Genomic DNA, 25,084 nt, shown 5'->3' on the forward strand with positions numbered 1-25,084 from the left:
TTGGGGATGGACAACCTTAGCCGAGGTTCAGCGACCTGCAAACGATTTCGCGCTGATCCTCAGGCCTATTGTTCATCCTCGAAGGCTAATCCTCAAAGCCTGCCTGCTCATGAATCTCATCGACCTTCAACTCCAGTCGATAAGCCACGGCGATGAACAGCGCCTGGCACAGGCACAAGGTCGCACTCAACGAGCGGAAGGCAAACGAACTGCCCTCGTTGACCAGCAGCACGGTGTTGGCGCGCTTGGCCAATGGCGAGAGGTTGCTGTCGGTGATGATCAGGGTTTTCGCCTGATGGTGCTGGGCGATGCGCAGGCAGTGCTGGGTTTCCTTGCCATAGGGCGTGAAGCTGATGGCGATCACCAGGTCGTTGGCGCGCACGCTGCGCATCTGCTCGCGGTAACTGCCGCCAAGGCCCGACACCAGGTGGATGCGCTTGTTGGTGTGTTGCAGGTTGTAGACCAGGTAATCGGCCACCGCGAACGAGCGGCGCACCCCGACCACGTAGATGTTGTCGGCATTCACCACCAGGTCCACGGCCTTGTCGAAAGCCTGGTCATCGAGTTCCAGCCCCAATCGTTCGATGCCTGACAGGGTGGCGTTGATGCATTCGCGCGCCAGGTCGCCGCCGCTGGCCTTCTGCGACTTGTTGGCGATCATGCTGCGGATGCGTTGCTGGTAGTTCTGCACCGGCGTGGTCTTGTGGGTGTAGGCCTCGCGAAACAGCGCCTGCATTTCACTGAACCCGCTGAAGCCGAAGCGCTGGGAAAAGCGCACGATGGCCGACGGGTGCACTTCGCACTCGCGGGCGATGTCGCTGATGCGGTCGACCATGATCCGGTCGCTCTGCTGGCTCATGTAACTGGCGATGCGTTTGAGCTGGCGCGGCAGACTTTCGTACTCCTCGGTGATCAGCTGCAACAGACGCTCGGCATTGATCGGAGGGCTGGCGAGATCGCTGTCGGGCGAGCTCTCGGTCGTAGCCGGCTGATCGGTGCGGGACATAAGAAATCCTTCTGGCTTGTTCTTATAGGGATAACGGTTCTCGTCACCCCCTGACAATAGGTTGGCTGTGCGCAGTCTACAGGGTAGGCCGGAATAAAATCTTGAGCTTGCAATCGGCCTGGGGCCTGCTGAAACGATGCACGCTGTCTGGAACGCTTGTATCAAAGTTTATTGGAAAAAATATTCCACGTAAAAAATATATAGAATAAATATTGATTGTTCGGCCCCGGTCGTTTTAGTCTGCATCCACCAAGAGTGTTCGGCGCCTTCATCGCCCCGGACGCAGGCTGATAAAAATAACAGGAGCCAGCATGGGCCAGACTCGTTTTGCCAGTGGGCGTCAATTGGATCTGATTTGCCTCGGACGCCTTGGCGTCGATCTTTATGCGCAACAAGTCGGGGCGCGGCTGGAGGATGTGAGCAGCTTCGCCAAGTACCTGGGCGGTTCGTCCGCCAACATTGCCTTCGGCACCGCGCGACTGGGGCTGAAGTCGGCGATGTTGAGCCGGGTAGGGGACGACCACATGGGCCGTTTCCTCGTTGAATCCCTGGTCCGTGAAGGCTGCGACGTCAGCGGCATCAAGGTCGATCCGGAACGCCTGACCGCCATGGTCCTGCTGGGCCTCAAGGATCGCGAAACCTTTCCCCTGGTGTTCTACCGCGAAAACTGCGCCGACATGGCGTTGCGCGCCGAAGACATCAGCGAAGCCTTTATCGCTTCCAGCAAAGCCCTGCTGATCACTGGCACCCATTTCTCCACCGACGGTGTCTACAAGGCGAGCATTCAGGCGCTGGACTACGCCGAAAAGCACAACGTCAAGCGGGTCCTGGACATCGACTACCGCCCGGTGCTCTGGGGCCTGGCCGGCAAGGCGGACGGCGAAACCCGTTTCGTCGCCGACCAGAACGTCAGCCAGCATGTGCAGAAAATCCTCCCGCGTTTCGACCTGATCGTCGGCACTGAAGAAGAATTCCTGATCGCCGGCGGCGCCGAGGATCTGCTCACCGCGCTGCGCAATGTCCGGCGCCTGAGCGCGGCGACGTTGGTGGTCAAGCTCGGTCCGCAAGGTTGCACGGTGATCCACGGAGCGATCCCGGTGCGTCTCGAAGACGGCGCGATCTATCCCGGTGTGCGCGTCGAAGTGCTGAATGTGCTGGGGGCCGGCGATGCCTTCATGTCGGGTTTCCTCAGTGGCTGGCTGGAGGACGCCGGCGACGAGCGCTGCTGCCAGTTGGCCAATGCCTGCGGCGGTCTGGTGGTGTCGCGCCATGCCTGCGCCCCGGCGATGCCGACCCGCGCCGAACTCGATTACCTGTTCAACAGCCCGGTGCCGATCACCCGGCCGGATCAGGACGTGACATTGCAGCGTCTGCATCAGGTCAGCGTGCCGCGCAAACAGTGGAAGCAACTGTTCATCTTTGCCTTCGATCATCGCGGGCAACTGGTGGAGCTGGCCCACAAGGGCGGGCGCGACCTGAACGCTATCTGCGAACTCAAACAACTCTTTATCAAAGCCGTGGAACGGGTCGAGGCGGATTTGCGTGAGCAGGGCGTCGACGCCGATGTCGGCTTGCTGGCCGATCAACGTTTCGGTCAGGACTCGCTGAACGCCGCCACCGGTCGTGGCTGGTGGGTGGCACGGCCGGTGGAAGTGCAGGGTTCGCGGCCATTGGCGTTCGAACACGGGCGTTCGATCGGCAGCAACCTGATCGCCTGGCCGCAAGAACAGATCATCAAATGCCTGGTGCAATTCCATCCCGACGACGAGCCTCTGCTGCGTCTGGAGCAGGAGGCGCAGATCAAGGGCCTGTACCAGGCCTCGCAGGTCAGCGGGCATGAATTGCTGCTGGAGATCATTCCGCCCAAGGATCACCCATCACCGCATCCAGACGTGCTCTATCGCGCTCTCAAACGCCTCTACAACCTGGGCATCTACCCGGCGTGGTGGAAGATCGAAGCGCAAAGCGCCGAGGAGTGGAAACAACTCGACGAGCTGATCCAGGAACGCGACCCGTATTGCCGTGGCGTGGTGCTGCTGGGCCTGAATGCCCCGGCGGCGACCTTGGCCGAAGGGTTCCAACAGGCCAGCCAGAGCCAGACCTGCCGTGGTTTCGCCGTGGGTCGGACGATCTTCCAGGAACCGAGCCGCGCGTGGCTGGCCGGTGAAATCGACGACGAGGCGCTGATTCGCCAGGTGCAGGGCACCTTCGTCGAACTGATCGATGCCTGGCGCACGGCCCGAGCCTGAACACATTAATTGATTGATGGGGCTTTTGTGGCGAGGGAGCTTGCTCCCGCTCGGCTGCGAAGCAGTCGCAAACCTGTGAATGCGGTTTACCTGATACACCGGGCTGATTGATTCGGGACTGCTTCGCAGTCCAGCGGGAGCAAGCTCCCTCGCCACAGGTGATCGGTTGAACATTTTTGAGAAAACAATAAAAGGTGCAGCCATGCCCGCTATCCGAATTGGCATCAACCCGATCTCCTGGAGCAACGACGACCTGCCGTCCCTCGGTGGCGAGACGCCGTTGAGCACCGCCCTCAGCGAAGGCAAGGACATCGGCTACGAGGGCTTCGAACTCAACGGCAAGTTTCCCAAGGACGCCAAGGGCGTCGGCGATGTGCTGCGGCCTTACGACCTGGCGCTGGTGTCGGGCTGGTATTCCAGCCGTCTGGCCCGCCGTTCCGTGGCCGAGGAAATCGACGCCATCGGCAGCCATGTCGAGCTGCTGGCGAAGAACGGCGCCAAGGTGTTGGTCTATGGCGAAGTCGCCGACTCCATTCAAGGCCAGCGCATTCCACTGGTCGAGCGCCCACGTTTCCACACCGAGCAGGCCTGGCAAGAATACGCCGACAAACTCACCGAACTGGCGCGCTTCACCCTGTCCCAGGGCGTGCGTCTGGCCTATCACCATCACATGGGGGCCTACGTCGAATCCCCGGCCGACATCGACAAACTGATGGCGTTGACTGGCAGCGAAGTCGGCCTGCTGTTCGATTCGGGCCACTGCTACATGGGCGGCGGCGAGCCGTTGCAGGTATTGCGCAAACACATCGAACGGGTTTGCCACGTGCATTTCAAGGACGTGCGCAAACCGGTGGTGCAACTGGCGCGCAACAACCTGTGGAGCTTCCCGGACTGCATCATCAACGGCACCTTCACCGTGCCCGGCGATGGCGACATCGACTTCGGCGCCTTGCTCGACGTGCTGCTGGGCGCCGACTACCACGGCTGGCTGGTGGTGGAAGCCGAGCAGGATCCGGCGGTGGCACCAAGTTACGTCTACGCGAAAAAAGGCTACGACACCTTGCGTGCCTTGCTCGACGAGAGGACCGCGCAATGAGCCTGTTGGTCAAGAGCAATGCCCGCGGACGGACCATGGTCGAGCTGGGGCAGGGAGAGCTGGAATACGTCGGTTTTGCCGCTTACCGCCTGAGTCTTGGCGAAACCCTGCCGGTCAGCGCGGGCGACAAGGAATTGTGCCTGGTGCTGCTCAGCGGTCGGGTCGGCATCAAGGGTGAAGCACCGGGGCAGGGCGCGTTCGACTGGGACAACATCGGCGATCGTCAGTCGGTGTTCGAAGACAAATCACCGTTCGCCGTGTATTTGCCACCCGGCAGCCAGGCCCAGGTGGTGGCGTTGAGCGACGTGCAAATCGCCGTGTGCGCGGCGCCCGGTTCCATCGCCGAAAACCTTGGCCCACGGCTGATCAAACCCGACAGCATGAAACGCAGCGTGCGCGGCAAGGGGGCCAACACCCGTTATGTCTGCGACATTTTGCCGGACACCGAGCCCGCCCATTCGCTGCTGGTGGTGGAAGTGCGTACGCCCTCCGGTCACTCGTCGAGCTACCCGCCGCATAAGCACGACACCGACGATCTGCCGCACCAGAGCTTTCTCGAAGAAACCTATTACCACCAGATCAACCCGCCCCAGGGCTTCGTGTTCCAGCGGGTCTACACCGACGATCGCAGTATCGATCAGGCCATGGCGGTGGAAAACAGCGACCTGGTTGTGGTGCCCAAGGGTTATCACCCGGTCAGCGTGCCCTACGGCTATGAGTCGTATTACCTGAACGTGATGGCCGGCCCGAAACGCGTCTGGCAGTTCCATAACGATCCGCAGCACAGCTGGCTTCTGGATCTCTAAATTCCAACATTCAAAGGGAGAACAAGAACAATGAGCGACGCCCCGGTCATAGGTCATTACATCGACGGTCAGGTGCAGGACAGCGGTAGCGAGCGGTTCAGCAATGTCTTCAATCCGGCCACTGGCAGCGTTCAGGCGCGGGTCGGGCTGGCCAGCCAGAAGACCGTGGACGAGGCCGTCGCTTCGGCCATGAAGGCGTTCCCGGCCTGGTCCGAGCAATCGTCCCTGCGCCGTTCGCGGGTGATGTTCAAGTTCAAGGAATTGCTCGACCGCCATCACAACGAACTGGCCGAAATCATTAGCCGCGAACACGGCAAGGTGTTCTCCGACGCCAAGGGCGAAGTGACCCGTGGCATCGAAATCGTCGAATACGCCTGCGGTGCGCCGAACCTGCTGAAAACCGATTTCAGCGACAACATCGGCGGTGGCATCGACAACTGGAACCTGCGCCAGCCATTGGGCGTCTGCGCCGGCGTTACGCCGTTCAACTTCCCGGTGATGGTGCCGCTGTGGATGATCCCGTTGGCGCTGGTCACCGGCAACTGCTTCATCCTCAAACCGTCTGAACGTGATCCATCCGCCAGTTTGTTGATGGCTCGCTTGCTCACCGAAGCCGGGTTGCCGGACGGTGTGTTCAACGTGGTCCAGGGCGACAAGGCGGCGGTCGATGCCTTGCTGCAACACCCGGACATCGAGGCGATTTCCTTTGTCGGCTCGACGCCGATTGCCGAGTACATCCACCAGCAAGCCACCTCGCGCGGCAAACGCGTACAGGCGCTGGGCGGGGCGAAGAACCACATGATCGTCATGCCCGATGCCGATCTGGACCAGGCGGCGGATGCACTGATCGGCGCGGCTTACGGCTCGGCCGGTGAGCGCTGCATGGCGATTTCGATTGCCGTGGCCGTGGGTGATGTCGGCGACCAGTTGATTGCCAAACTGCTGCCGCGCATCGATCAACTGAAGGTCGGCAACGGCATGCAGGGTGACAGCGACATGGGGCCGCTGGTGACCGCCGAACACAAGGCCAAAGTCGAGGGTTTTATCGGCGAGGGTGTGGCCCAGGGCGCGCAGCTGATTGTCGACGGGCGCAACTTCAAGGTGCCAGGCGCCGAGAACGGTTTCTTCGTCGGTGCGACGCTGTTCGACAAGGTCACGACCGAGATGAGCATCTACCAGCAAGAGATCTTTGGACCGGTGCTGGGCATTGTGCGCGTGCCGGACTTCGCCAGCGCCGTGGCGCTGATCAACGCCCATGAATTCGGCAACGGCGTGTCCTGTTTCACCAGCGACGGCGGCATTGCCCGCTCGTTTGCCCGCAGCATCAAGGTCGGCATGGTCGGCATCAACGTACCGATTCCGGTGCCCATGGCCTGGCACTCGTTCGGCGGCTGGAAGCGCTCGCTGTTCGGTGATCACCACGCTTATGGCGAAGAAGGCATTCGCTTCTACAGCCGCTACAAAAGCGTGATGCAGCGTTGGCCCGACAGCATCGCCAAGGGCCCTGAATTCAGCATGCCGACAGCCAAATAATTCACGTGTGCGGAGAACAACAAAAAATGAGCAAACCCCTGCGTTTCGCCTTGAACCGTATGGTCGCCCCACGTTTGTCCCTGCCGGCGTTCATCGAGTTGGCGGTGACCCTCAAGGCCGACGCCATCGAGATTCGCAACGACCTCAAAGGCGTCGAGATCGAGGATGRCACCGCCCCCGAACACGTCCGTGAGCTGTGCGCGGCCAAAGGCATCACGGTGCTGTCGATCAACGCGCTGTATCCGTTCGATGTCTGGAATGACGAGCGCCGCGCACATGCCCTGAAGCTTGCCGCTTATGCCCGTGACTGTGGCGCACGGGGCTTGGTGATGTGCCCATTGAACGACCGCGCCGATCCACGAACCGAAGCGCAGCGTGCGTCCGGCCTGCGCACGGCGTTGAGTGAACTGGCACCGATCCTGCGCGATCACGGCATTCTCGGCTTCATCGAACCGCTGGGTTTCGAAGAATGCTCGCTGCGGCGCAAACGCACGGCAGTCGATGCGATCAAGGCCATCGGAGGGCTGGATGTGTTTCGTCTGGTGCATGACACCTTCCACCATCACCTGGCCAGCGAGCATGAATTCTTCCCTGAACTGACCGGGTTGGTGCACATCTCCGGCGTCGAAGATGCCGAGGCGCCACTGGCGACCATTCGTGACGGCCATCGGGTGCTGGTGGGCGAGGGCGACATCCTCGGCAATGCGGCGCAGATCGACACCTTGCTCAGTAGCGGCTATAGCGGCTACCTGTCGTTCGAACCGTTTGCCGACAGCGTCCATGGCCTGGCGGATATCCTGACGGCGATCGGCGCGAGTATGGATCACCTGCAGAAATCCCTGAGCTGACATCGGATTTGCATACGGAAAAGGTGCGAGCATGACCACAACAAGACTGACCATGGCCCAGGCCCTGGTGAAATTCCTCGATAACCAGTACATCGAGGTCGATGGGGTCCAGAGCAAATTCGTCGCCGGGATCTTTACCATTTTTGGCCACGGCAATGTGCTGGGTCTGGGGCAAGCCCTGGAACAGGACAGCGGCGACCTGATCGTCCATCAGGGCCGCAACGAGCAAGGCATGGCCCACGCGGCCATTGGTTTTGCCAAGCAACACCTGCGGCGCAAGATCTACGCCTGCTCTTCATCGGTGGGCCCGGGCGCGGCGAACATGCTGACTGCTGCCGCGACGGCCACCGCCAACCGTATTCCCTTGCTGCTGTTGCCCGGCGACGTCTACGCCTGCCGCCAACCAGACCCGGTGTTGCAACAGATCGAGCAGTTCCACGACCTGAGCATCAGCACCAACGATGCGTTCAAGGCCGTGAGCAAATACTGGGACCGGATCAACCGTCCCGAGCAACTGATGACTGCGGCGATCCACGCCATGCGCGTGCTCACCGACCCCGCCGAAACCGGCGCCGTGACCCTGGCCTTGCCGCAAGACGTGCAGGCCGAGGCGTACGACTATCCCGATTACTTCCTGCAAAAACGCGTGCACCGCATCGAGCGCCGTCCGGCCACCGAAGCGATGCTCGACGATGCCGTGGCGTTGTTCAAAGGCAAGCGCAAACCGCTGATCATCTGCGGCGGTGGGGTCAAGTATTCCGGTGCCAATGCAGCGTTGCAGGCCTTTGCCGAGCGCTTCGATATTCCTTTCGCCGAAACCCAGGCCGGCAAGAGCGCGGTGGTGTCGAGCCATCCGCTGAACGTCGGCGGGATCGGCGAAACCGGTTGCCTGGCGGCGAACCTGTTGGCCAGGGACGCAGATTTGATCATCGGCATCGGCACCCGCTACAGCGATTTCACCACCGCGTCGAAATCCTTGTTCAAACACCCGGACGTGCAATTTCTCAACCTCAACATCAGCCCTTGCGACGCCCTGAAACTCGATGGCGTGCAACTGCTGGCGGACGCCAGAACCGGCTTGAACGCCTTGGCCGCTGTGTTGGGCGACTATCGCTCCGGCTGGGGCGATCAACCCCGACAGGCCCGGGCGCAGCTGGACGAGGAAGTCGACCGCCTCTATCAGGTCGAGTACCAGACTCAAGACTTCGTCCCGGAAATCAACGATCACCTGGACCCGGCGGTGCTGCGCGAATTCATCGAGCTGACCGGTTCCTGCCTGACCCAGAGCCGGGTGCTCGGTGTGCTCAATGAAACCCTGGCCGATGATGCGGTGATCGTCGCCGCCGCCGGCAGCCTGCCCGGCGACTTGCAGCGCAGCTGGCGCAGCAAGGGTGTGAACACCTACCACGTCGAGTACGGTTATTCGTGCATGGGTTACGAGGTGAACGCGGCACTGGGGGTGAAGCTCGCCGAGCCTGAGCGCGAGGTCTATGCGCTGGTGGGCGACGGCTCCTACATGATGCTGCACTCGGAGCTGGCAACCTCGATCCAGGAGCGCCGCAAGATCAACGTGGTGTTGCTGGACAACATGACCTTCGGCTGCATCAACAACCTGCAAATGGAACACGGCATGGACAGCTTCGGCACCGAGTTCCGTTTCCGCAATCCTGAAACCGGCAAGCTCGATGGCGGTTTCGTGCCGGTGGATTTCGCCATGAGCGCGGCGGCTTACGGCTGCAAGACCTACAAGGTGAACACGGTTGAAGAGCTGCGAGCCGCGTTGGCGGATGCGCGGTTGCAGACGGTGTCGACGCTGATCGACATCAAGGTCCTGCCCAAAACCATGATTCACAAATACCTGTCGTGGTGGCGGGTCGGCGTGGCGCAAGTCTCCACCAGCGCACGCACTGACGCAGTGGCCAAGACCCTCAACGAACGATTGGCCAAGGCCCGTCAATACTGATTGCCCTGAAACGAACAACAGGAGTGTTTATATGTCTTCGCTTTCCAATTCGTTGCGTATCGGCGTCATCGGCACCGGGGCCATCGGCCAGGACCATATCCGTCGTTGCAGCCAGACCTTGCTCAACAGTCAGGTTGTCGCGGTCACCGACATCAATTTGCAGCAAGCGGCCAAGGTCGTCTCCGATCTGAAGCTGACCGCCGAGGTCTATCCCGATGGCCACGCGCTGATCAAGGCGCCGGACGTCGACGCAATCCTCGTCACCTCCTGGGGCCCGAGCCACGAAGAGTTCGTGCTGGCGGCCATTGCGGCGGGCAAACCGGTGTTCTGCGAGAAACCGCTGGCGGTCACCGCCGAAGGCTGCCGCAAGATCGTCGAGGCCGAAGTGGCCCACGGCAAGCGATTGGTGCAGGTTGGTTTCATGCGCCCGTACGATGAAGGTTATCGGGCATTGAAATCGGTGATCGACAGTGGCCAGATCGGCGAGCCGCTGATGCTGCACTGCGCCCACCGTAACCCGACCGTAGGTGAAAACTACAAGACCGACATGGCGATCACCGATACGCTGATCCATGAGCTGGACGTGTTGCGCTGGTTGCTCGACGACGACTATGTGTCGGTGCAAGTGGTGTTCCCGCGCAAGACCAGCAAGGCCCACGCCCATTTGAAAGACCCGCAGATCGTGTTGCTGGAAACCGCCAAGGGCACGCGCATCGACGTGGAAGTGTTCGTCAACTGCCAGTACGGCTACGACATCCAGTGCGAAGTGGTAGGGGAGACGGGCATCGCCAAACTGCCGGAGCCGTCGCAGGTTCAACTGCGCAGCGGAGCGAAACTGTCCAATGCGATTCTGATGGACTGGAAGGACCGGTTCATCGCCGCGTACGACGTCGAGTTGCAGGCGTTCATCGATGGCGTGCGCGCCGGGCAGGTCGGCGGGCCATCGGCGTGGGACGGTTTCGCCGCCGCCGTCGCTGCGGATGCCTGCATCGAGGCGCAGAACAGYGGCCAGATTGTCAAAGTCGGCCTGCCAGACCGCCCACGCTTCTACGGTTAACCACTGACCCCTGTAGGAGCGAGGCTTGCCCGCGAAGACGTCGACACATTCAACATTGATGTCGGCTGAAGGTCCGTCTTCGCGGGCAAGCCTCGCTCCTACAGGGGATGGTGTCGATTTCTGGTTAAGGAGAACAAAAAAACATGCGCATCGCACTAGACCCCTACATGTACCGCAACCTGTCCCTGGGCAAGATGGTCGACAAGGTCGCCGAGCTCGGTTACGAACACATCGAGCTGTCGCCCCGAGAAGATTTCCTGCCGTTCTATAAAGCCCCGCGAGTCGACAAGGCGCGGATCAAGGAATTTCGCAAAGCCCTGAGCGATACCGGGGTCAAACTCTCTTCCTTATTACCCATGTACCACTGGGCCGCCGCCGATGAAGGTTTGCGCGTGGCCGCCGTGCGCAACTGGAAGCGGGCGATCCAGATTGCCGTGGAGATGGACTGCGAGCTGGTCAACACCGAGTTCACCGGCCAGTCGGACAACCCGTTGGTCTGCGAGAACCAGTTCATGCGTTCCATGGACGAACTGATCCCCGAGTTCGAACGCGAAGGCATCAAGCTCGATATCCAGGCCCATCCTTATGATTTCTGCGAGCGCAACAACGAATCGGTGGACATCATTCGCGGTCTGGACCGCGACTGGATCAACTACCTCTACGCCGCGCCGCACACGTTTTTCTATGACGATGGCGTGGGTGACATCGCCTCGATGCTCAAGTACTCCGGCTCGAAGCTGAGTCACTTGATCATCGCCGACACCTACAACCACAAGGCTTCCTCAGGCTTGCGCTACATCGTCAACCCGCCGGGCGTCACCGCCACAGTGCACCAGCACCTGGACATCGGCCAGGGCGAGGTCGACTGGGAAGCGTTTTTCGGCACCTTGCGCGAGATCAAGTTCGATGGCATCGCCACCGTCTCGGTATTCGCCTGGGAAGACCGGCCGGACGAGTCCAACCGAATGATGCTCGAACGCGTGACCCGCGAACTCTGCCAATAACCGCGGCATACACAAGCCCGCTCCCACAGGGGCCGCGTTCTATAAGGAGAATACTTTCATGCGTATCGGACTTGTCGGTTACGGCCATGGCGGCCGGTTTTTCCATGCGCCGCTGATCAGCAGTTTGCCGGCGGCGACGTTTGTGGGCGTGGTCACCCGTTCCGCCGAGCGCCGACAACTGCTGGCCACGGAACATCCCGGTGTGCCGGCCTTCGACAGCATTGGCCAACTGGTCGAAGCCGGGGTTGATGTGCTGGTGGTGTCCACGCCGCTCAAAGGTCGTCCGGCGTTGGTGCTCGACGCCATCGAACACGGGGTGGCGGTGGTCAGCGACAAGCCGTTCGCCGCCGATACGCAACAGGCGCAAACCCTGATCACCATGGCCGAGCGTCAGGGCGTACATTTGAGCGTCTACCAGAACCGGCGCTGGGATTCGGATTTCCTCACCGTACGCAAACTCATCGGGTCTGGTGCCCTGGGCCAGGTCACCCGTTTCGAGTCGCGGATCGAACGCTACTCGCCACAGTCGGTGAACAACGGCAGCGGCGGTGGTTTCCTGCGCGATCTGGGCAGCCATCTGGTGGATCAGGCGTTGCTGTTGTTTGGCCCCGTCACCCGGGTTTACGCCGAACTGGATTACCTAGAAAAAGGCCAGACCTTCGACAACGGCTTCTTCATGTCCCTGACCCATGCCAGTGGCGTGATCTCGCACCTGAGTGGCAGTTGCCTGCAAAACACCCCCGGCCCGCGTTTTCGCGTGACCGGCACCCAGGGCTGCTACAGCGTCGACGGTCTGGACGGGCAAGAGGCGTCGGCCCTGGCCGGGCTCACGCCCAAATCCGAGGGCGAGCGCTGGGGCGTCGAAGAGCATCGTCGCTGGGGATGGTTCGAACAGGGCGAGGTGCGCGAGCGGGTGCCGTCCGAGCGAGGTTGCTGGAACCAGTTCTATTTGCAGCTACAAACCGCGTTACAGAGCGGTGGCCCACTGCCGGTCGAGCCCCGTGATGCACTGGCGACCACCCGCGTGCTAGACGCTGCGCGGCTCAGTTTCGAGCGCCATCAAGTGGTGGCGTTGAGCGCATTTGAAAGCCATGGAACAAAATCAGAATAAAATTCTAAAATGAGTTGATATAGAAATTATTTTCCAATAAAGTCGTTTCCAGGTTGCCGACTATCAACGTCCGATCACGCTCAAGCAGGCCTTGAACGAGTGAAGGACGCACCAAAAACAAGRAACAAAGCCAGGTACCGTCGATGAAAACCTTCAACTCTGCTCTGCATGCTTTACGTTCCGCGCTGCACCTCTCTCGCGACCTGCCTCGCGTCTCGTTTCATTCCGTCTCTCGCTTGCTTTGCGTCGAACGCAAGGGCGCCCTGGTCTGCTGCATTCCGGGAGCGCCGATAGTCCGCTTGCCCGCTTACTGAAATCGTCACGCCTTATCCATAAAACCAACAAGAATGTGGAGAAAGACCTTTCATGAAGACCAAGATCCGTTTCGCCTCGCTCGCCTTGTCCCTGATGCTCGCCAGCGGTGCCGCACTCGCGGACATGAAGATCGGCGTCAGCATGGCGCAGTTCGATGACACCTGGCTGACCTACCTGCGCGAATCCATGGACACCAAAGCCAAGTCCTATCCCGATGGCGTCAAGCTGCAGTTCGAAGATGCGCGCAGCGACGTGGTCAGGCAGTTGAGCCAGGTAGAAAGCTTCATCAGCCAGAAGGTCGACGCCATTGTGGTCAACCCGGTGGATACCGCCGCCACCAAGAAAATTACCGAAGCGGCGGTCAAGGCCGGCATTCCGCTGGTGTACGTCAATCGTCGTCCCGACGACATGAACCTGCCCAAAGGCGTGGTCACTGTCGCCTCCAACGATCTGGAGGCCGGTCAGATGCAGATGCAGTACCTGGCGGAAAAAATGGGCGGCAAGGGCGACATCGTGATTCTGCTCGGTGATTTGGCCAACAACTCCACCACCAACCGCACCAAGGGCGTAAAAGAGGTGCTGGCCAAGTACCCGAACATCAAGATCGAGCAAGAGCAGAGCGGCATCTGGTCGCGGGACAAGGGCATGACCCTGGTCAACGACTGGCTGACCCAGGGCCGCAAGTTCGACGCGGTCGTCTCCAATAACGACGAGATGGCGATTGGCGCGGCCATGGCCCTGCAACAGGCGGGTGTCGCCAAAGGCAGTGTGCTGATCGCCGGTGTTGACGGTACGCCCGACGGTTTGAACGCGGTGAAGAAGGGCTCTCTGCTGGTTTCGGTGTTCCAGGACGCCAAGGGGCAGGCTGATGGTTCGGTCGACACGGCGGTGAAAATGGCCAGGAACGAACCGGTGGAGCAGGCCGTGTGGGTGCCGTATCGCTTGATCACTTTGCAAAACGTTGACCAGTTCAAATAGTCCGTCCGTTCGATAACAACAATAAGCACGCAAGGTTGCGACGCGACCTTGCTGATGGAGTACCTGATCATGTTCGCTTCAGCGACTGCTTCGAGCACCCCGTTGGTGGGTATCCAGCCAACCGCAACACCTGTCGATGAGCCGTACCTGCTGGAGATCATCAACGTCAGCAAGGGTTTTCCCGGTGTGGTGGCCTTGTCCGACGTACAGCTGCGGGTGCGTCCCGGTTCCGTGCTGGCGCTGATGGGCGAAAACGGTGCCGGCAAATCCACCCTGATGAAAATCATTGCCGGCATCTACCAGCCGGACGCTGGCGAGTTGCGCCTGCGGGGCAAGCCGGTGGTCTTCGAAACGCCACTGGCCGCGCTCCAGGCCGGGATTGCGATGATCCACCAGGAACTCAACCTGATGCCACACATGAGCATCGCCGAGAACATCTGGATCGGCCGGGAGCAGCTCAACGGCCTGCACATGATCGATCACCGCGAAATGCACCGCTGCACCGCCAAACTGCTGGAGCGGCTGCGGATCAATCTCGACCCGGAAGAGCAGGTGGGCAACCTGAGCATCGCCGAACGGCAGATGGTCGAGATCGCCAAGGCGGTGTCCTACGACTCCGACATCCTGATCATGGACGAACCGACTTCGGCTATCACCGATAAGGAAGTCGCCCACCTGTTCTCGATCATTGCCGACCTCAAGAGCCAGGGCAAAGGCATCATCTACATCACTCACAAAATGAACGAAGTGTTCAGCATCGCCGATGAAGTGGCGGTGTTCCGCGACGGCGCCTACATCGGCCTGCAACGGGCCGACAGCATGGACGGCGACAGCCTGATTTCGATGATGGTCGGTCGCGAACTGAGCCAGTTGTTCCCGGTGCGCGAGAAGCCGATCGGCGATCTGTTGCTGTCGGTACGCGATCTCAAGCTGGACGGCATTTTCAAGGATGTCTCCTTCGACCTGCATGCCGGGGAGATCCTGGGCATTGCCGGGTTGATGGGCTCGGGGCGGACCAATGTCGCCGAGGCGATTTTCGGCATCACTCCGAGTGACGGTGGCGAGATCCGGCTCGACGGCGAGGTGGTGCGCATCACTGATCCGCACATGGCCATCGAGAAGGGCTTCGCGTTGTTGACCGAAGATCGCAAGCTCAGCGGCCTGTTCCCGTGCCTGTCGGTGCTGGAAAACATGGAAATGGCGGTATTGCCCCATTACGTCGGCAACGGCTTCATCCAGCAGAAAGCCCTGCGCGCGTTGTGTGAAGACATGTGCAAGAAGCTGCGGGTGAAAACGCCGTCGCTGGAGCAGTGCATCGATACCTTGTCCGGCGGCAATCAGCAGAAGGCGTTGCTGGCGCGCTGGCTGATGACCAACCCGCGAATCCTGATTCTCGACGAGCCGACCCGGGGCATCGATGTCGGCGCCAAGGCCGAGATCTACCGGCTGATCTCGTACCTGGCCAGCGAAGGCATGGCGGTGATCATGATTTCTTCGGAACTGCCGGAAGTGCTGGGCATGAGCGACCGGGTCATGGTCATGCACGAGGGCGACCTGATGGGCACCCTCGACCGCAGCGAAGCGACCCAGGAACGAGTGATGCAACTGGCCTCGGGCATGTCCGCGGTTCACTAATGGATGCCGGCGGTGGCCGTGGCCGCCGTCGACGACGCAATAGAAGGGTGAGTGGTTATGAACGCGATACTGGAAAACAAGCCTGCAATGGCACCGGTCAAGAGTCGTCGGCGCTTCCCGACTGAGCTGAGTATCTTCCTGGTACTGATCGGCATCGGTCTGGTCTTCGAGCTGTTCGGCTGGATCGTGCGGGACCAGAGCTTCCTGATGAACTCTCAGCGCCTGGTGCTGATGATCCTGCAAGTGTCGATCATCGGCCTGCTGGCGATCGGGGTGACCCAGGTCATCATCACCACCGGTATCGACCTTTCCTCCGGTTCGGTGCTGGCGCTGTCGGCGATGATTGCCGCCAGCCTGGCCCAGACCTCGGACTTTGCCCGGGCGGTGTTTCCGTCCCTGACTGACTTGCCGGTGTGGATTCCAGTGATCACCGGGTTGGGGGTGGGATTGCTGGCGGGGGCGATCAACGGCAGCATCATTGCGATCACCGGGATTCCACCGTTCATTGCCACCCTCGGCATGATGGTCTCGGCGCGCGGTCTGGCGCGCTACTACACCGAAGGTCAGCCGGTGAGCATGCTCTCGGATTCCTACACGGCCATTGGGCATGGCGCGATGCCGGTGATCATCTTTCTGGTGGTGGCGGTGATCTTTCACATTGCCCTGCGCTACACCAAGTACGGTAAATACACCTACGCCATCGGCGGCAATATGCAAGCGGCGCGCACCTCCGGGATCAACGTCAAGCGGCATCTGGTGATTGTCTACAGCATCGCCGGGTTGCTTGCCGGCCTGGCCGGGGTGGTGGCGTCGGCAAGGGCCGCGACCGGGCAGGCCGGGATGGGCATGTCTTATGAACTGGACGCGATTGCCGCGGCGGTCATCGGCGGCACCAGCCTGGCCGGTGGCGTTGGGCGCATCACTGGCACCGTAATCGGGGCATTGATTCTCGGGGTCATGGCCAGCGGCTTTACCTTTGTCGGTGTTGACGCTTATATTCAAGACATTATCAAGRGGCTGATTATTGTGGTGGCGGTGGTCATCGACCAGTACCGCAACAAGCGCAAACTCAAGCGTTAAGCCACACGAAAGACGAAACTGCGCCACGCCTGACCCGCGTGGCGCAGCCGTTTGTCTTCTATATACAGCCGCTGGACTGAATTTCTTGCTATAAACGCACTCCGATAAGCGCCTCAAAGCTCGCCATAGAGCACTTTCAGGGCTTTGTCGGACAGATTTGCTGTCTTTTCAGTTGCTGAGGCCTCAAGTCGGCCTTAGACTGCCGCCCCTCGTAAATTGAGTGCCGGGTGGCGCTTGGAATAAACGGCGCCGTTCCAATGACCGCACAAGGCTCAACGGAACGCTCCCTAATTCGCCTTAATGCACGTTTTTTTATAGAGATATCAATGACAAAGGACAAGTTGCTGGCCATGCCGGCGGATGACTACATGAATGCCGAGCAACATGCTTTTTTCTCTGAGCTGTTGCAGAACATGAAAGTCGAAACCCATGAGCGCATCGAACAGAATCGCATCGCCATCGAGAGCCTGGACACCCCGGCCGATCCGGCTGACGCGGCTTCTGTCGAAGAAGAGCGCACCTGGCTGGTGAACGCGATCGATCGCGACCAGCGCATGCTGCCTCAGTTGGAACAGGCCCTGGAACGCATCAAGGAAGACAGCTTCGGCTGGTGCGATGACAGCGGCGAGCCAATTGGCCTCAAGCGCCTGCTGATCAGCCCGACCACCAAGTACTGCATCGAAGCTCAAGAACGTCACGAGCAGATCGACAAGCACCAGCGTCAGGCCTGATTCTGTGAGGCAGCCAGCTAATAACTGGCTGCCTTGAAAAGATCGCAGCCTTTGGCAGCTCCTACAGGTTTATGTGAACCCGTGCAGGAGCTGCCGAAGGCTGCGATCTTTGCTTTTCGACGTCTGCGAAAACACCCGTGCACTTCTATTGATCTGCTGCAACCCCCCACTACTAACGGACCATAGATAATGGCCTTGTGGTGGCGTTTAATGCGGATACAACAATTAGAAGATGCCTGGGGTGACAAACGATGACGCGAGACGGGTCTCTGGCTGGGGCAGTGCCCGCAGCCGTACTTTTGCCGAAAAACCAGTGGCTCACGCCGACTCTGCAAAGCATCGCCCTGATGCTCTTGCTGTGTGRCATGGCATTGGCTGGCTGGTCGCTTTACCTTGGCCTGCCATTGGCTGTGCTGATTATCTGGCTGCCGCGCCTGCGCTCGCGCACGCTGCCGCAGGCAACCCCGGCTGACAACGCCAGCGCCATCGCCGGTTTGACTCGCGATCTTTCCTATACCACCAGTCATAACGCCTTGTCGGCCGCCGGCGTGGCCTTTTCGGTCAAGCAACTGGCCGACAAGCTGCAATCGCAACTCGGCGCCGCAGCACAGATTGTCAGCAGCGCTGAAGTGATGATCGCCACCGAACAGGCTACCTCGACACTCAGCCGGGAAGCCTTGAGCGCGGCGAGCGAAGCCCATCAGAGCAGCGCGGCAGGGCGTACGGAGCTGATCGAGTCCATTGCGCGCATGCATCAACTCAGTCAGCGTGCCAGCAGCAGCCGCGAGTTGATCGAAGCCCTGAGCCTGCGCAGTGACGATATCCAGCGGGTCACGCTGGTGATCCAGTCCATCGCCAGCCAGACCAATCTGTTGGCGTTGAACGCAGCCATCGAAGCGGCGCGGGCCGGGGAACACGGTCGCGGGTTTGCGGTGGTGGCCGATGAGGTTCGTGGCCTGGCCGCGCGCACGGCGACGGCGACCGGCGAAGTCGGGGAGATGGTCGCCGATATTCAACAACGCACCGCGCAAGTGGTGGAGCAGATTCGTCAGTTGGCCAGCGACCTCAATACTGGCGTTGCGCAGGTCGAGCACACGGGGCAGCACCTGGAAAACATCGCGCGCCTGGCGGCCGGTGTTGAAAGGCAGGTCGGGGAAATCGCTCTGGGCGCAGACACTAATCGCGAACAACTCGACAGCCTGTTCCACGCCATCGAACAAATGCGCAGCGACCTGGCGATCAGTGACCAGCAAACCCAGCGCCTGGCCCAGGCGGCGGTGCAAATGGAAGGGCAGGCCGAAACCATCAGTGAACGTCTCGCCGAAGTCGGGCTGGATGACTATCATCAGCGGATTTACGACCTGGCCCGCGAAGGGGCGAGTCAGATTGCGGCGCGTTTCGAGGCGGATATCGACCAGGGCCGGATCAGCCTCGACGACCTGTTTGATCGCAATTATCAGACGATCCCCAACACCAGCCCGACCAAATACCAGACCCGCTTCGACCGTTACACCGATCAGGTCTTGCCGGCGATTCAGGAACCGTTGCTGCCGCGTCACGAAGGCCTGGTATTCGCCATTGCCTGCACGCAGCAGGGGTATGTCCCGACCCACAACACGGTGTTCAGCCAGCCACTGACCGGCGACGTGCAGGTCGATACCCTGCAAAACCGCACCAAGCGCAAGTTCGCCGACCGCACCGGGATTCGCTGTGGCAGCCACCAGCAGGCCGTACTGTTGCAGACCTACACCCGCGACACCGGTGAACTGATGCACGACCTCTCGGTGCCGATCATGCTCAAGGGGCGCCACTGGGGTGGATTGCGGTTGGGCTACAAACCGGAAAAGCCTCGCTGATAGCCTGGCAATTGTTACCGCATATGCAACGAAGCTATGCAACGCCGTTGCTGTTTCCTCGAGGATGAACTCATTAACATGCCTGCATAGTTAGGTCGCTAATGAAATTCGAGAGGTCAGCATGCAAAGCAAAGTCGATGTCGCGGTCATGATTGGCAGCGGCGTGCCCGCCAGTTTGCGAGCGATGGGGCAGAGCGTCTGTTGGGTGGTGCTGCTCAACGGTGAGCGCCGGGGGACGGTGTTCTCCAGTCGTAATGAAGCCGAGGAGTGCAGGGCTGCCTGGTTGGCACAATTGAACGTCGAAATGCCCGACAGCCTGCATTGAACCTCAGCTAGTGAATCTGGTGCATGCGCAGGTTCAGGTCGTCGACCACGTGCGCCCAATCGGCGTCTTCACGCAGTTGTTCCTTGAGGAAGCCGGCTTGTTGCGGAGTCCAGAACTCGGCATCGATGAGTTTCTTGTCATCGGGCAACGGTGAATGCAGGGCAATGAAATCGTCGATGGCCTTTTCGCTGGAGTCCAGGCCGAGCTGGTCGAACAAGCCTTTCAAGTCATGTGTGGGTGAATCCATCTTCATCTCCTTGCAGATAATCAATCGCCTCGGGCGTGAGGTCTGAGGTGCGGCTTCATTGCATCTGAGGGGGCCGCGCGCCAGGGAGTTCGATAACGATGTTCAAAGCAGGGATGAGCATAGACTGTAAACCCGATGGTCAGCCCTTCAACGCACCCTCATCGACGGCAAGCTTCAGGGCTTTGGCGGACTCCTGGGCGGCAATCGTCGCGACTTCCGCAGTCTTGAACCAGCGATCCTTTTCGACCTGGTGATACGACACCGTGGTCAACGGTGGTTTGGCGCGCATGATAATGACTGCCTGGAATTCACCGTCGACCTCTCTGGCTTCGCCCCGGATAAAAAATTCACCGATATCAAATTCCGTCACGTAGCAGTCTTCCCTTTGAAATATTATGTTGTATTGAGCGCCGTCCACCCTGGAGACGGGTTTCATGGGGCGGGCAGTATGGCAGTAGTTGCCTGCCGGCGGCTGAGTTAAGTCGCCGGCGTGACGAAACGTCTATAAATGTGAATGCCGCAAGATGAGTCAGTTGCGAGACTCGAGCGAGCGGGCAAGGGCGCAGGCTTCGTTATGGTCGGCGCGGAAACCTCTGACACGTCCGGTGGATATTTCCCTGATGTGGAAAAAGGCGTTGCCGGCCAATACCACCTGAAAACGCGGGAGCAGATGCGCTTCAGGGAGGAAATCCTGCTGGCGGAGTACTATCGATTGCAGAAGTGACGAGCCGTTTGTGTGGTGTGTGTGAGRCTGGGCGAAGTGAGTCAGTGTGCACATATGAAGTCCTTTTCGTGGTTTTACCGACGTGCGTACGTTGTTTTGGGTAGTCTCGGTGAGCATGGCTGCTCTAGAATCGCTCTCACTGGTTGGCGATTGCTGCCCATCTAAAGCAATTTTTTACTGGCGATATGTCAGAAAAGTGCTTTTTTTAAAGAGATTTTTCCCTAAAGTTGGTGATCCGGTTTTTCTGGCCGTCAGAAGGGCGTTTTCCTTCAACCTCTGACGACCGCCAGGCAAGACGATGCGGGGGATGTTCCAGTAATCTTCCCAAACCTCGCGATGAATGAGCCCTCTGCTCGTTCCAGGATTACGACCCGGGTCATTTGGCTAAACCTCGGCATTGCCGCTTTTTTCTGCTGTGCGCGTTTCCTGCGTGCGGCATCATTTTCAGATGTGGGGATGTTTCCTTGGCAGTAAGTAATCTCGATATGCATGCTTTGTTCGTACTGGGTGATTTGCGCGCAAAGCTGGTTAAACAGTTTCAGTCACGTTTCGTCTACATCACCGAACAGAACGCTGAAGGCATTTACATTGCCGAGATCGACACCGAAGCCGCGCTGGTGGTAGACGACAAGCCCGGGCTGAAACTCAAGGTCGGCGATCATTTCAGCGCTTCCGTATTGCCCAGCCGCGAAGGCGGAAAACTGGATATCAAGTTCCGCGAAATCAAATTGACGGTGTACGGACTGGGGGATTACGCGTTCGTGACCACCGCAGACGGCCACGGCATTGTGTTCAAGGAAGGTCATAGCGTGGTGATGGTGTTTGCGGCCCACCAACAATTGCAGGAAGGCCTGACCAAGACACTGAAAGCCGTGACTGCCAAGGCCGCCAAGTGGCGCAAAGGCGAACTGGTGACCTTCAAGGCCAGCGAGTAATGACCCAGACCCGCGCCGATTTCCATGAACAGAACCAGGCCAGTGCACACGCCGAGGCCCAGCGCCTGTTGGCTGAAAAGGCCGTTCTGCAGGGAGCCTGGCTGAGTTGGGTAGCGTCACAAATTTATATGTTGCGCCCGGCGGCGTACGCCAGCATGGTCAGAAGAGAGCTTGCGCGCTTGCAGGAACCTTCCGAAAAATAATCCTCGCCCCTCGAAAGCAGAAACCTCTACTACAGTCAGTTGACTGAGTATTCAGAGGCTTGTGGTCTTCTTTGTCAGGCCATCCTGCTATTGCTGTGAACAGCACGAGGTGCAAGAGCATGAAGGGATTACGACGGTTACTGGCCGCTACCCTGGCCACGTTCGGCTTGTTGGTTTCACCCGTTCCGGTATTCGCTGCCCAGGCACCGATTCACTTTGCCGACCTGAATTGGGAAAGTGGCAGCCTGATCACCGAGATTCTGCGGATCATCGTCGAGCAGGGCTACGGCTTGCCGACCGATACCTTGCCCGGAACGACCATTACCCTGGAAACCGCCTTGGCCAACAATGACATTCAGGTCATTGGCGAAGAGTGGGCGGGCCGCAGTCCGGTCTGGGTCAAGGCTGAGGCCGAGGGCAAAGTCGCGAGCCTGGGCGATACGGTCAAGGGCGCCACCGAGGGCTGGTGGGTGCCGGAATACGTGATCAAGGGCGACCCGGCCAAGGGCATCAAGCCGCTGGCGCCGGGGCTGCGCAGTGTCAGTGATCTGCCGCGCTACAAGGATGTGTTCAAAGACCCGGAAACCCCGAGCAAGGGACGCTTCCTGAACAGCCCGATCGGCTGGACGTCGGAGGTGGTCAACAAGCAGAAGCTCAAGGCCTATGGGCTGAACGACAGCTACGTGAACTTTCGCAGTGGTTCGGGGGCGGCGCTGGACGCAGAGATCAGTTCGTCGATTCGTCGCGGCAAACCAGTCCTGTTCTATTACTGGTCACCGACGCCATTGCTCGGCCGTTTCAAGCTGATTCAACTGCAAGAGCCGCCATTCGACGCCGAAGCCTGGAAAACCCTGACCGAGGCCGACAACCCTAATCCGAAGCCGACTCGCTCACTGCCCTCGAAGTTGTCCATCGGTGTGTCCGCGCCGTTCCAGAAACAGTACCCGCAGCTCACCGAGTTCTTCAGCAAGGTCGATTTACCGATCGAAGCGTTGAACAAGGCCCTGGCGGAGATGAGTGAAAAACACACTCCGCCACGTCAAGCGGCCGAGGCGTTCATGAAGGCGAACCCACAGGTGTGGCAGGCCTGGGTGCCCAAGGATGTGGCGGATAAAGTCGCTGCCCAGCTGAAATAAACTGCTCGGGTGTACATAAAACTCGTAGAAGCCTGCGATCTTTTGATTTTGCCGTTGGAAGCAAAGTCAAAAGATTGCAGGCTTCGCCAGCTTGTGCCGGGCGCTTTTAAAATCGCGCAAGGAAGTTCATTCTGCTGCAACATTTCACACGGGACGTCTGAATATGAGCCTTTTGGTCGCGCAATGGATTGCTGCAATCTTTCTGGTCATCAGCCTGATCCACCTGTATTGGGCGGCGGGTGGCAAGTGGGGTAGCGAGGCGGTGGTACCGAGAGTACCAGGGGAGGGCGGTGAAGCATCAAGGCCGGCGTTCAAGCCATCGGGCTTTGGCACGCTGCTGGTGGCGGTGGGTTTGCTGCTGATTGCGATGCTGGTGTGCCTGCGGGTCGGACTGTATCTGCCCACGGTGCATCACTGGTCGTTGCAATGGGTGATTAGCGCGATTGCGCTGCTGATGTTCGCTCGGGCGATCGGCGATTCGAATCTGGTGGGGTTCTTCAAGCAGGTCAAGGATTCGAAGTTTGCCCGGCTCGACACTTGGGCGTATTCGCCGTTGTGCTTGGTGTTGGGGGCCGGGTTGCTGGCAGTGGCCTGGATCTGAGGGGGGGCGGTCAATCGCTTTCGCGAGCAAGCCCGCGAAGAGATCCCGCCAATCAACACAAATCCCTGAACTAACTCCCGGGTTCCGTGCGCCGACTACTCACTTCCGCCGGCACATCATCCCCCGCCATGCGCTTGCGGAACAGCGCCGCCCGGGCCAGCAGCAGCGTGGTCACCGGCATCGTGATCGATAACAGAATCGGAATCAGCCAGGCATGCAACACCGGCCCCGACTTGAGCGCCGAAAAGTAAATGATCGAAGCCAGAGCCACACACCACGCGCCCAAAGTCGAGGCCAGCGCCGGTGGGTGCATGCGCTGGAAGTAATCCTTCATCCGCAGCAGCCCGACCGCGCCGATCAGTGCAAACAGACTGCTGAGCACCAGCAGAATCGCCACCGGAATTTCCACCCACAAAGACAGTTCAGCGTTCATTCGATCACCTCGCCACGCAACAGGAATTTGGCCAGGGCAAACGAGCCGACGAAGCCGAACAGGGCGATCAGCAGTGCCGCCTCGAAGTAAGTGTCACTGGCATAACGAATGCCCAGCGCGAGCATCATCAGCATGGCGATGATGTACAGGTAATCCAGGGCCAGAACCCGGTCCTGGGCTGACGGGCCCTTGAACAGGCGGATCAGGGTCAGAATCATCGCCAGCGAAAAGATGAACAGGCTCAGCAGGATCGCGTTCGACAGCAATGCGCTCATTCGAAGATCTCCATCAAGGGGCGCTCGTAGGTCGCCTTGAAGTGCTGGATGAATGGGCCTTCGTCATCCAGATCGAAAACGTGCAGCAACAGAATGCTGCGATCCAGCGCCAGTTCCGACCAGACCGTGCCGGGAATCACCGTGCAGATGATCGACAGCGCCGCCAGACCGTTGGCATCGCGCAAGTCCAGCGGCACCTTGATGAACCGCGAGCGAGGCGCACGCCGCCCGGCATTGAGCACGCCCCAGGCCACGGCGAGGTTGGACACCAGCACATCGCGCCCGACCAGCAAGAACAAACGCAAAATCACCCCGGGGCGACGAATGCGGATCGGCAACGGCCGCAACTTGCGCATCATCAGTGGGGCACAGAGGCCCAATACCGCGCCCAACAGCACATTGCCGGGGCTCATCGACAGGTTCAACAGCAGCCACAGCAGCCACAAGGACAGTGACAACCACGGCGCAGGAAACAGACGCTTCATGGTTGCACCTCCACCAGTGCTGCCCTGGCTTCAGGGCTCGGCACCGCACGGGTGCCGAGCACCGCCATCACGTATTGCTGAGGGTTATTCAATGCTTGAGCGGCGGCCTGGGTGTAGCGCAACAGCGGTTCAGCCTTGAACGTCAGCGCGATGCTCAGCCCCAGCAGCACGATGATCGGCACGCATTCCAGGCGGCGCAGCAAAGGCGACGGCCGCTCTTGCGGGGTCCAGAAACGCTGGATACCCACACGCGAGAAAGCGATCAACGAGGCCAATCCGGACAGGATCAACAACGCCAGCAACCCCCACGCGCCGTTCGATACCGGCTCGTCGCTGCCATGACCCAGGCCCAGCGGGTTGAGCAGGGCGCTGAGCAGGCTGAGTTTGCCGATAAAACCGGAGAGCGGCGGCATGCCGATAATCAATAAAGCGCAGGCGATGAAGCTCAGGCC

Annotated in this window: 26 protein-coding genes and 1 pseudogene; 19 read left to right on the plus strand and 8 right to left on the minus strand. The window is 59.9% G+C overall.

The window, feature by feature from the left end; translation table 11 throughout:
- Positions 1-85: 85 nt before the first annotated feature.
- Positions 86-1,006 carry a MurR/RpiR family transcriptional regulator gene (locus AC1DIS_RS19975; RefSeq protein ID WP_007939390.1) on the minus strand — a complete coding sequence of 307 codons (921 nt, stop codon included), beginning with the start codon at positions 1,004-1,006 and terminating at the stop codon, positions 86-88.
- Positions 1,007-1,317: 311 nt separating this feature from the next.
- On the opposite strand from AC1DIS_RS19975, the gene AC1DIS_RS19980 reads away from it, so the two are divergent.
- The 15 genes from AC1DIS_RS19980 to AC1DIS_RS20050 all read left to right on the plus strand — a co-directional run bounded on the left by AC1DIS_RS19980 (position 1,318) and on the right by AC1DIS_RS20050 (position 19,593).
- A complete protein-coding gene (locus AC1DIS_RS19980) occupies positions 1,318-3,255 on the plus strand; it encodes a bifunctional 5-dehydro-2-deoxygluconokinase/5-dehydro-2-deoxyphosphogluconate aldolase (protein WP_477744566.1) in 1,938 nt (645 codons plus the stop codon).
- Positions 3,256-3,457: 202 nt separating this feature from the next.
- On the plus strand, positions 3,458-4,351 hold the full coding sequence (iolE, locus tag AC1DIS_RS19985; RefSeq protein ID WP_477744567.1) for a myo-inosose-2 dehydratase: 894 nt from the start codon (positions 3,458-3,460) through the stop codon (positions 4,349-4,351).
- Positions 4,348-5,157 carry a 5-deoxy-glucuronate isomerase gene (iolB, locus tag AC1DIS_RS19990; protein ID WP_258613692.1) on the plus strand — a complete coding sequence of 270 codons (810 nt, stop codon included), beginning with the start codon at positions 4,348-4,350 and terminating at the stop codon, positions 5,155-5,157. The genes iolE and iolB overlap by 4 nt, the downstream gene beginning before the upstream one ends.
- Before the next feature lie 30 nt (positions 5,158-5,187).
- Positions 5,188-6,690: a CoA-acylating methylmalonate-semialdehyde dehydrogenase gene (locus AC1DIS_RS19995; protein ID WP_105341515.1), complete on the plus strand. Its 1,503-nt coding sequence runs from the start codon at positions 5,188-5,190 to the stop codon at positions 6,688-6,690.
- Between the two features lie 26 nt (positions 6,691-6,716).
- Positions 6,717-7,538 (plus strand): TIM barrel protein, encoded by an 822-nt coding sequence (locus AC1DIS_RS20000; protein ID WP_477781039.1) that lies wholly within the window; start codon positions 6,717-6,719, stop codon positions 7,536-7,538.
- A 31-nt stretch (positions 7,539-7,569) separates the two neighbouring features.
- A complete protein-coding gene (gene iolD, locus AC1DIS_RS20005) occupies positions 7,570-9,501 on the plus strand; it encodes a 3D-(3,5/4)-trihydroxycyclohexane-1,2-dione acylhydrolase (decyclizing) (RefSeq protein ID WP_477744569.1) in 1,932 nt (643 codons plus the stop codon).
- 31 nt (positions 9,502-9,532) lie between these two features.
- Positions 9,533-10,558, plus strand: a complete 1,026-nt coding sequence (iolG, locus tag AC1DIS_RS20010) for a bifunctional inositol 2-dehydrogenase/D-chiro-inositol 1-dehydrogenase (RefSeq protein WP_064617029.1) — start codon at positions 9,533-9,535, stop codon at positions 10,556-10,558.
- Between the two features lie 143 nt (positions 10,559-10,701).
- Positions 10,702-11,562 (plus strand): sugar phosphate isomerase/epimerase family protein, encoded by an 861-nt coding sequence (locus tag AC1DIS_RS20015; protein WP_477744570.1) that lies wholly within the window; start codon positions 10,702-10,704, stop codon positions 11,560-11,562.
- 58 nt (positions 11,563-11,620) lie between these two features.
- Positions 11,621-12,673, plus strand: coding sequence for a Gfo/Idh/MocA family protein (locus AC1DIS_RS20020; protein WP_477744571.1), 1,053 nt, complete (start codon positions 11,621-11,623; stop codon positions 12,671-12,673).
- Between the two features lie 366 nt (positions 12,674-13,039).
- Positions 13,040-13,966, plus strand: a complete 927-nt coding sequence (locus AC1DIS_RS20025) for a sugar ABC transporter substrate-binding protein (protein WP_111453825.1) — start codon at positions 13,040-13,042, stop codon at positions 13,964-13,966.
- Positions 13,967-14,035: 69 nt separating this feature from the next.
- Positions 14,036-15,601 carry a sugar ABC transporter ATP-binding protein gene (locus AC1DIS_RS20030; protein ID WP_018928025.1) on the plus strand — a complete coding sequence of 522 codons (1,566 nt, stop codon included), beginning with the start codon at positions 14,036-14,038 and terminating at the stop codon, positions 15,599-15,601.
- Between the two features lie 57 nt (positions 15,602-15,658).
- Positions 15,659-16,681, plus strand: a complete 1,023-nt coding sequence (locus tag AC1DIS_RS20035) for an ABC transporter permease (protein WP_477781040.1) — start codon at positions 15,659-15,661, stop codon at positions 16,679-16,681.
- A gap of 326 nt (positions 16,682-17,007) precedes the next feature.
- Complete coding sequence (locus AC1DIS_RS20040; protein ID WP_007935965.1) at positions 17,008-17,412, plus strand: TraR/DksA family transcriptional regulator; 405 nt, start codon at positions 17,008-17,010, stop codon at positions 17,410-17,412.
- Positions 17,413-18,044: 632 nt separating this feature from the next.
- Positions 18,045-19,268, plus strand: coding sequence for a methyl-accepting chemotaxis protein (locus AC1DIS_RS20045; RefSeq protein ID WP_371924287.1), 1,224 nt, complete (start codon positions 18,045-18,047; stop codon positions 19,266-19,268).
- A 121-nt stretch (positions 19,269-19,389) separates the two neighbouring features.
- Positions 19,390-19,593, plus strand: coding sequence for a hypothetical protein (locus AC1DIS_RS20050; RefSeq protein ID WP_064617034.1), 204 nt, complete (start codon positions 19,390-19,392; stop codon positions 19,591-19,593).
- Between the two features lie 7 nt (positions 19,594-19,600).
- Here the strand turns inward: AC1DIS_RS20050 and AC1DIS_RS20055 are convergent, their stop codons facing one another.
- The 3 genes from AC1DIS_RS20055 to AC1DIS_RS20065 all read right to left on the minus strand — a co-directional run bounded on the left by AC1DIS_RS20055 (position 19,601) and on the right by AC1DIS_RS20065 (position 20,618).
- The gene (locus AC1DIS_RS20055; RefSeq protein ID WP_018928021.1) at positions 19,601-19,840 is read right to left on the minus strand and encodes a DUF2789 domain-containing protein; all 240 of its coding nucleotides are present in this window, start codon (positions 19,838-19,840) and stop codon (positions 19,601-19,603) included.
- 139 nt (positions 19,841-19,979) lie between these two features.
- Positions 19,980-20,210 (minus strand): hypothetical protein, encoded by a 231-nt coding sequence (locus tag AC1DIS_RS20060; RefSeq protein WP_018928020.1) that lies wholly within the window; start codon positions 20,208-20,210, stop codon positions 19,980-19,982.
- A gap of 159 nt (positions 20,211-20,369) precedes the next feature.
- Positions 20,370-20,618, minus strand: a complete 249-nt coding sequence (locus tag AC1DIS_RS20065; RefSeq protein WP_477781041.1) for a hypothetical protein — start codon at positions 20,616-20,618, stop codon at positions 20,370-20,372.
- Positions 20,619-21,028: 410 nt separating this feature from the next.
- Between AC1DIS_RS20065 and AC1DIS_RS20070 the strand changes: the two genes are divergently transcribed.
- From AC1DIS_RS20070 to AC1DIS_RS20085, 4 genes are all read left to right on the plus strand, one after another.
- Positions 21,029-21,499, plus strand: a complete 471-nt coding sequence (locus AC1DIS_RS20070) for a hypothetical protein (protein ID WP_026286571.1) — start codon at positions 21,029-21,031, stop codon at positions 21,497-21,499.
- Positions 21,499-21,702, plus strand: a complete 204-nt coding sequence (locus AC1DIS_RS20075) for a hypothetical protein (protein WP_007935975.1) — start codon at positions 21,499-21,501, stop codon at positions 21,700-21,702. The genes AC1DIS_RS20070 and AC1DIS_RS20075 overlap by 1 nt, the downstream gene beginning before the upstream one ends.
- A gap of 119 nt (positions 21,703-21,821) precedes the next feature.
- Positions 21,822-22,838 (plus strand): ABC transporter substrate-binding protein, encoded by a 1,017-nt coding sequence (locus AC1DIS_RS20080; RefSeq protein WP_064617035.1) that lies wholly within the window; start codon positions 21,822-21,824, stop codon positions 22,836-22,838.
- Between the two features lie 163 nt (positions 22,839-23,001).
- The gene (locus AC1DIS_RS20085) at positions 23,002-23,439 is read left to right on the plus strand and encodes a DUF3995 domain-containing protein (RefSeq protein WP_305412049.1); all 438 of its coding nucleotides are present in this window, start codon (positions 23,002-23,004) and stop codon (positions 23,437-23,439) included.
- A 70-nt stretch (positions 23,440-23,509) separates the two neighbouring features.
- Here the strand turns inward: AC1DIS_RS20085 and AC1DIS_RS20090 are convergent, their stop codons facing one another.
- The 4 genes and pseudogenes from AC1DIS_RS20090 to AC1DIS_RS20105 all read right to left on the minus strand — a co-directional run.
- Entirely contained in the window at positions 23,510-23,872 is a 363-nt protein-coding gene (locus AC1DIS_RS20090; RefSeq protein ID WP_018928015.1) for a Na+/H+ antiporter subunit G, read from the minus strand.
- On the minus strand, positions 23,869-24,147 hold the full coding sequence (locus tag AC1DIS_RS20095) for a K+/H+ antiporter subunit F (protein ID WP_008151692.1): 279 nt from the start codon (positions 24,145-24,147) through the stop codon (positions 23,869-23,871). The genes AC1DIS_RS20090 and AC1DIS_RS20095 overlap by 4 nt, the downstream gene beginning before the upstream one ends.
- Positions 24,144-24,632 (minus strand): Na+/H+ antiporter subunit E, encoded by a 489-nt coding sequence (locus tag AC1DIS_RS20100; protein ID WP_064617038.1) that lies wholly within the window; start codon positions 24,630-24,632, stop codon positions 24,144-24,146. Before AC1DIS_RS20100 ends, AC1DIS_RS20095 begins: the two co-directional genes overlap by 4 nt.
- Positions 24,629-25,084, minus strand: a pseudogene (locus tag AC1DIS_RS20105) (monovalent cation/H+ antiporter subunit D); the annotation flags it as partial. The gene AC1DIS_RS20100 and the pseudogene AC1DIS_RS20105, both read right to left, overlap by 4 nt.

Source organism: Pseudomonas sp. 05N433 (assembly GCF_056396925.1).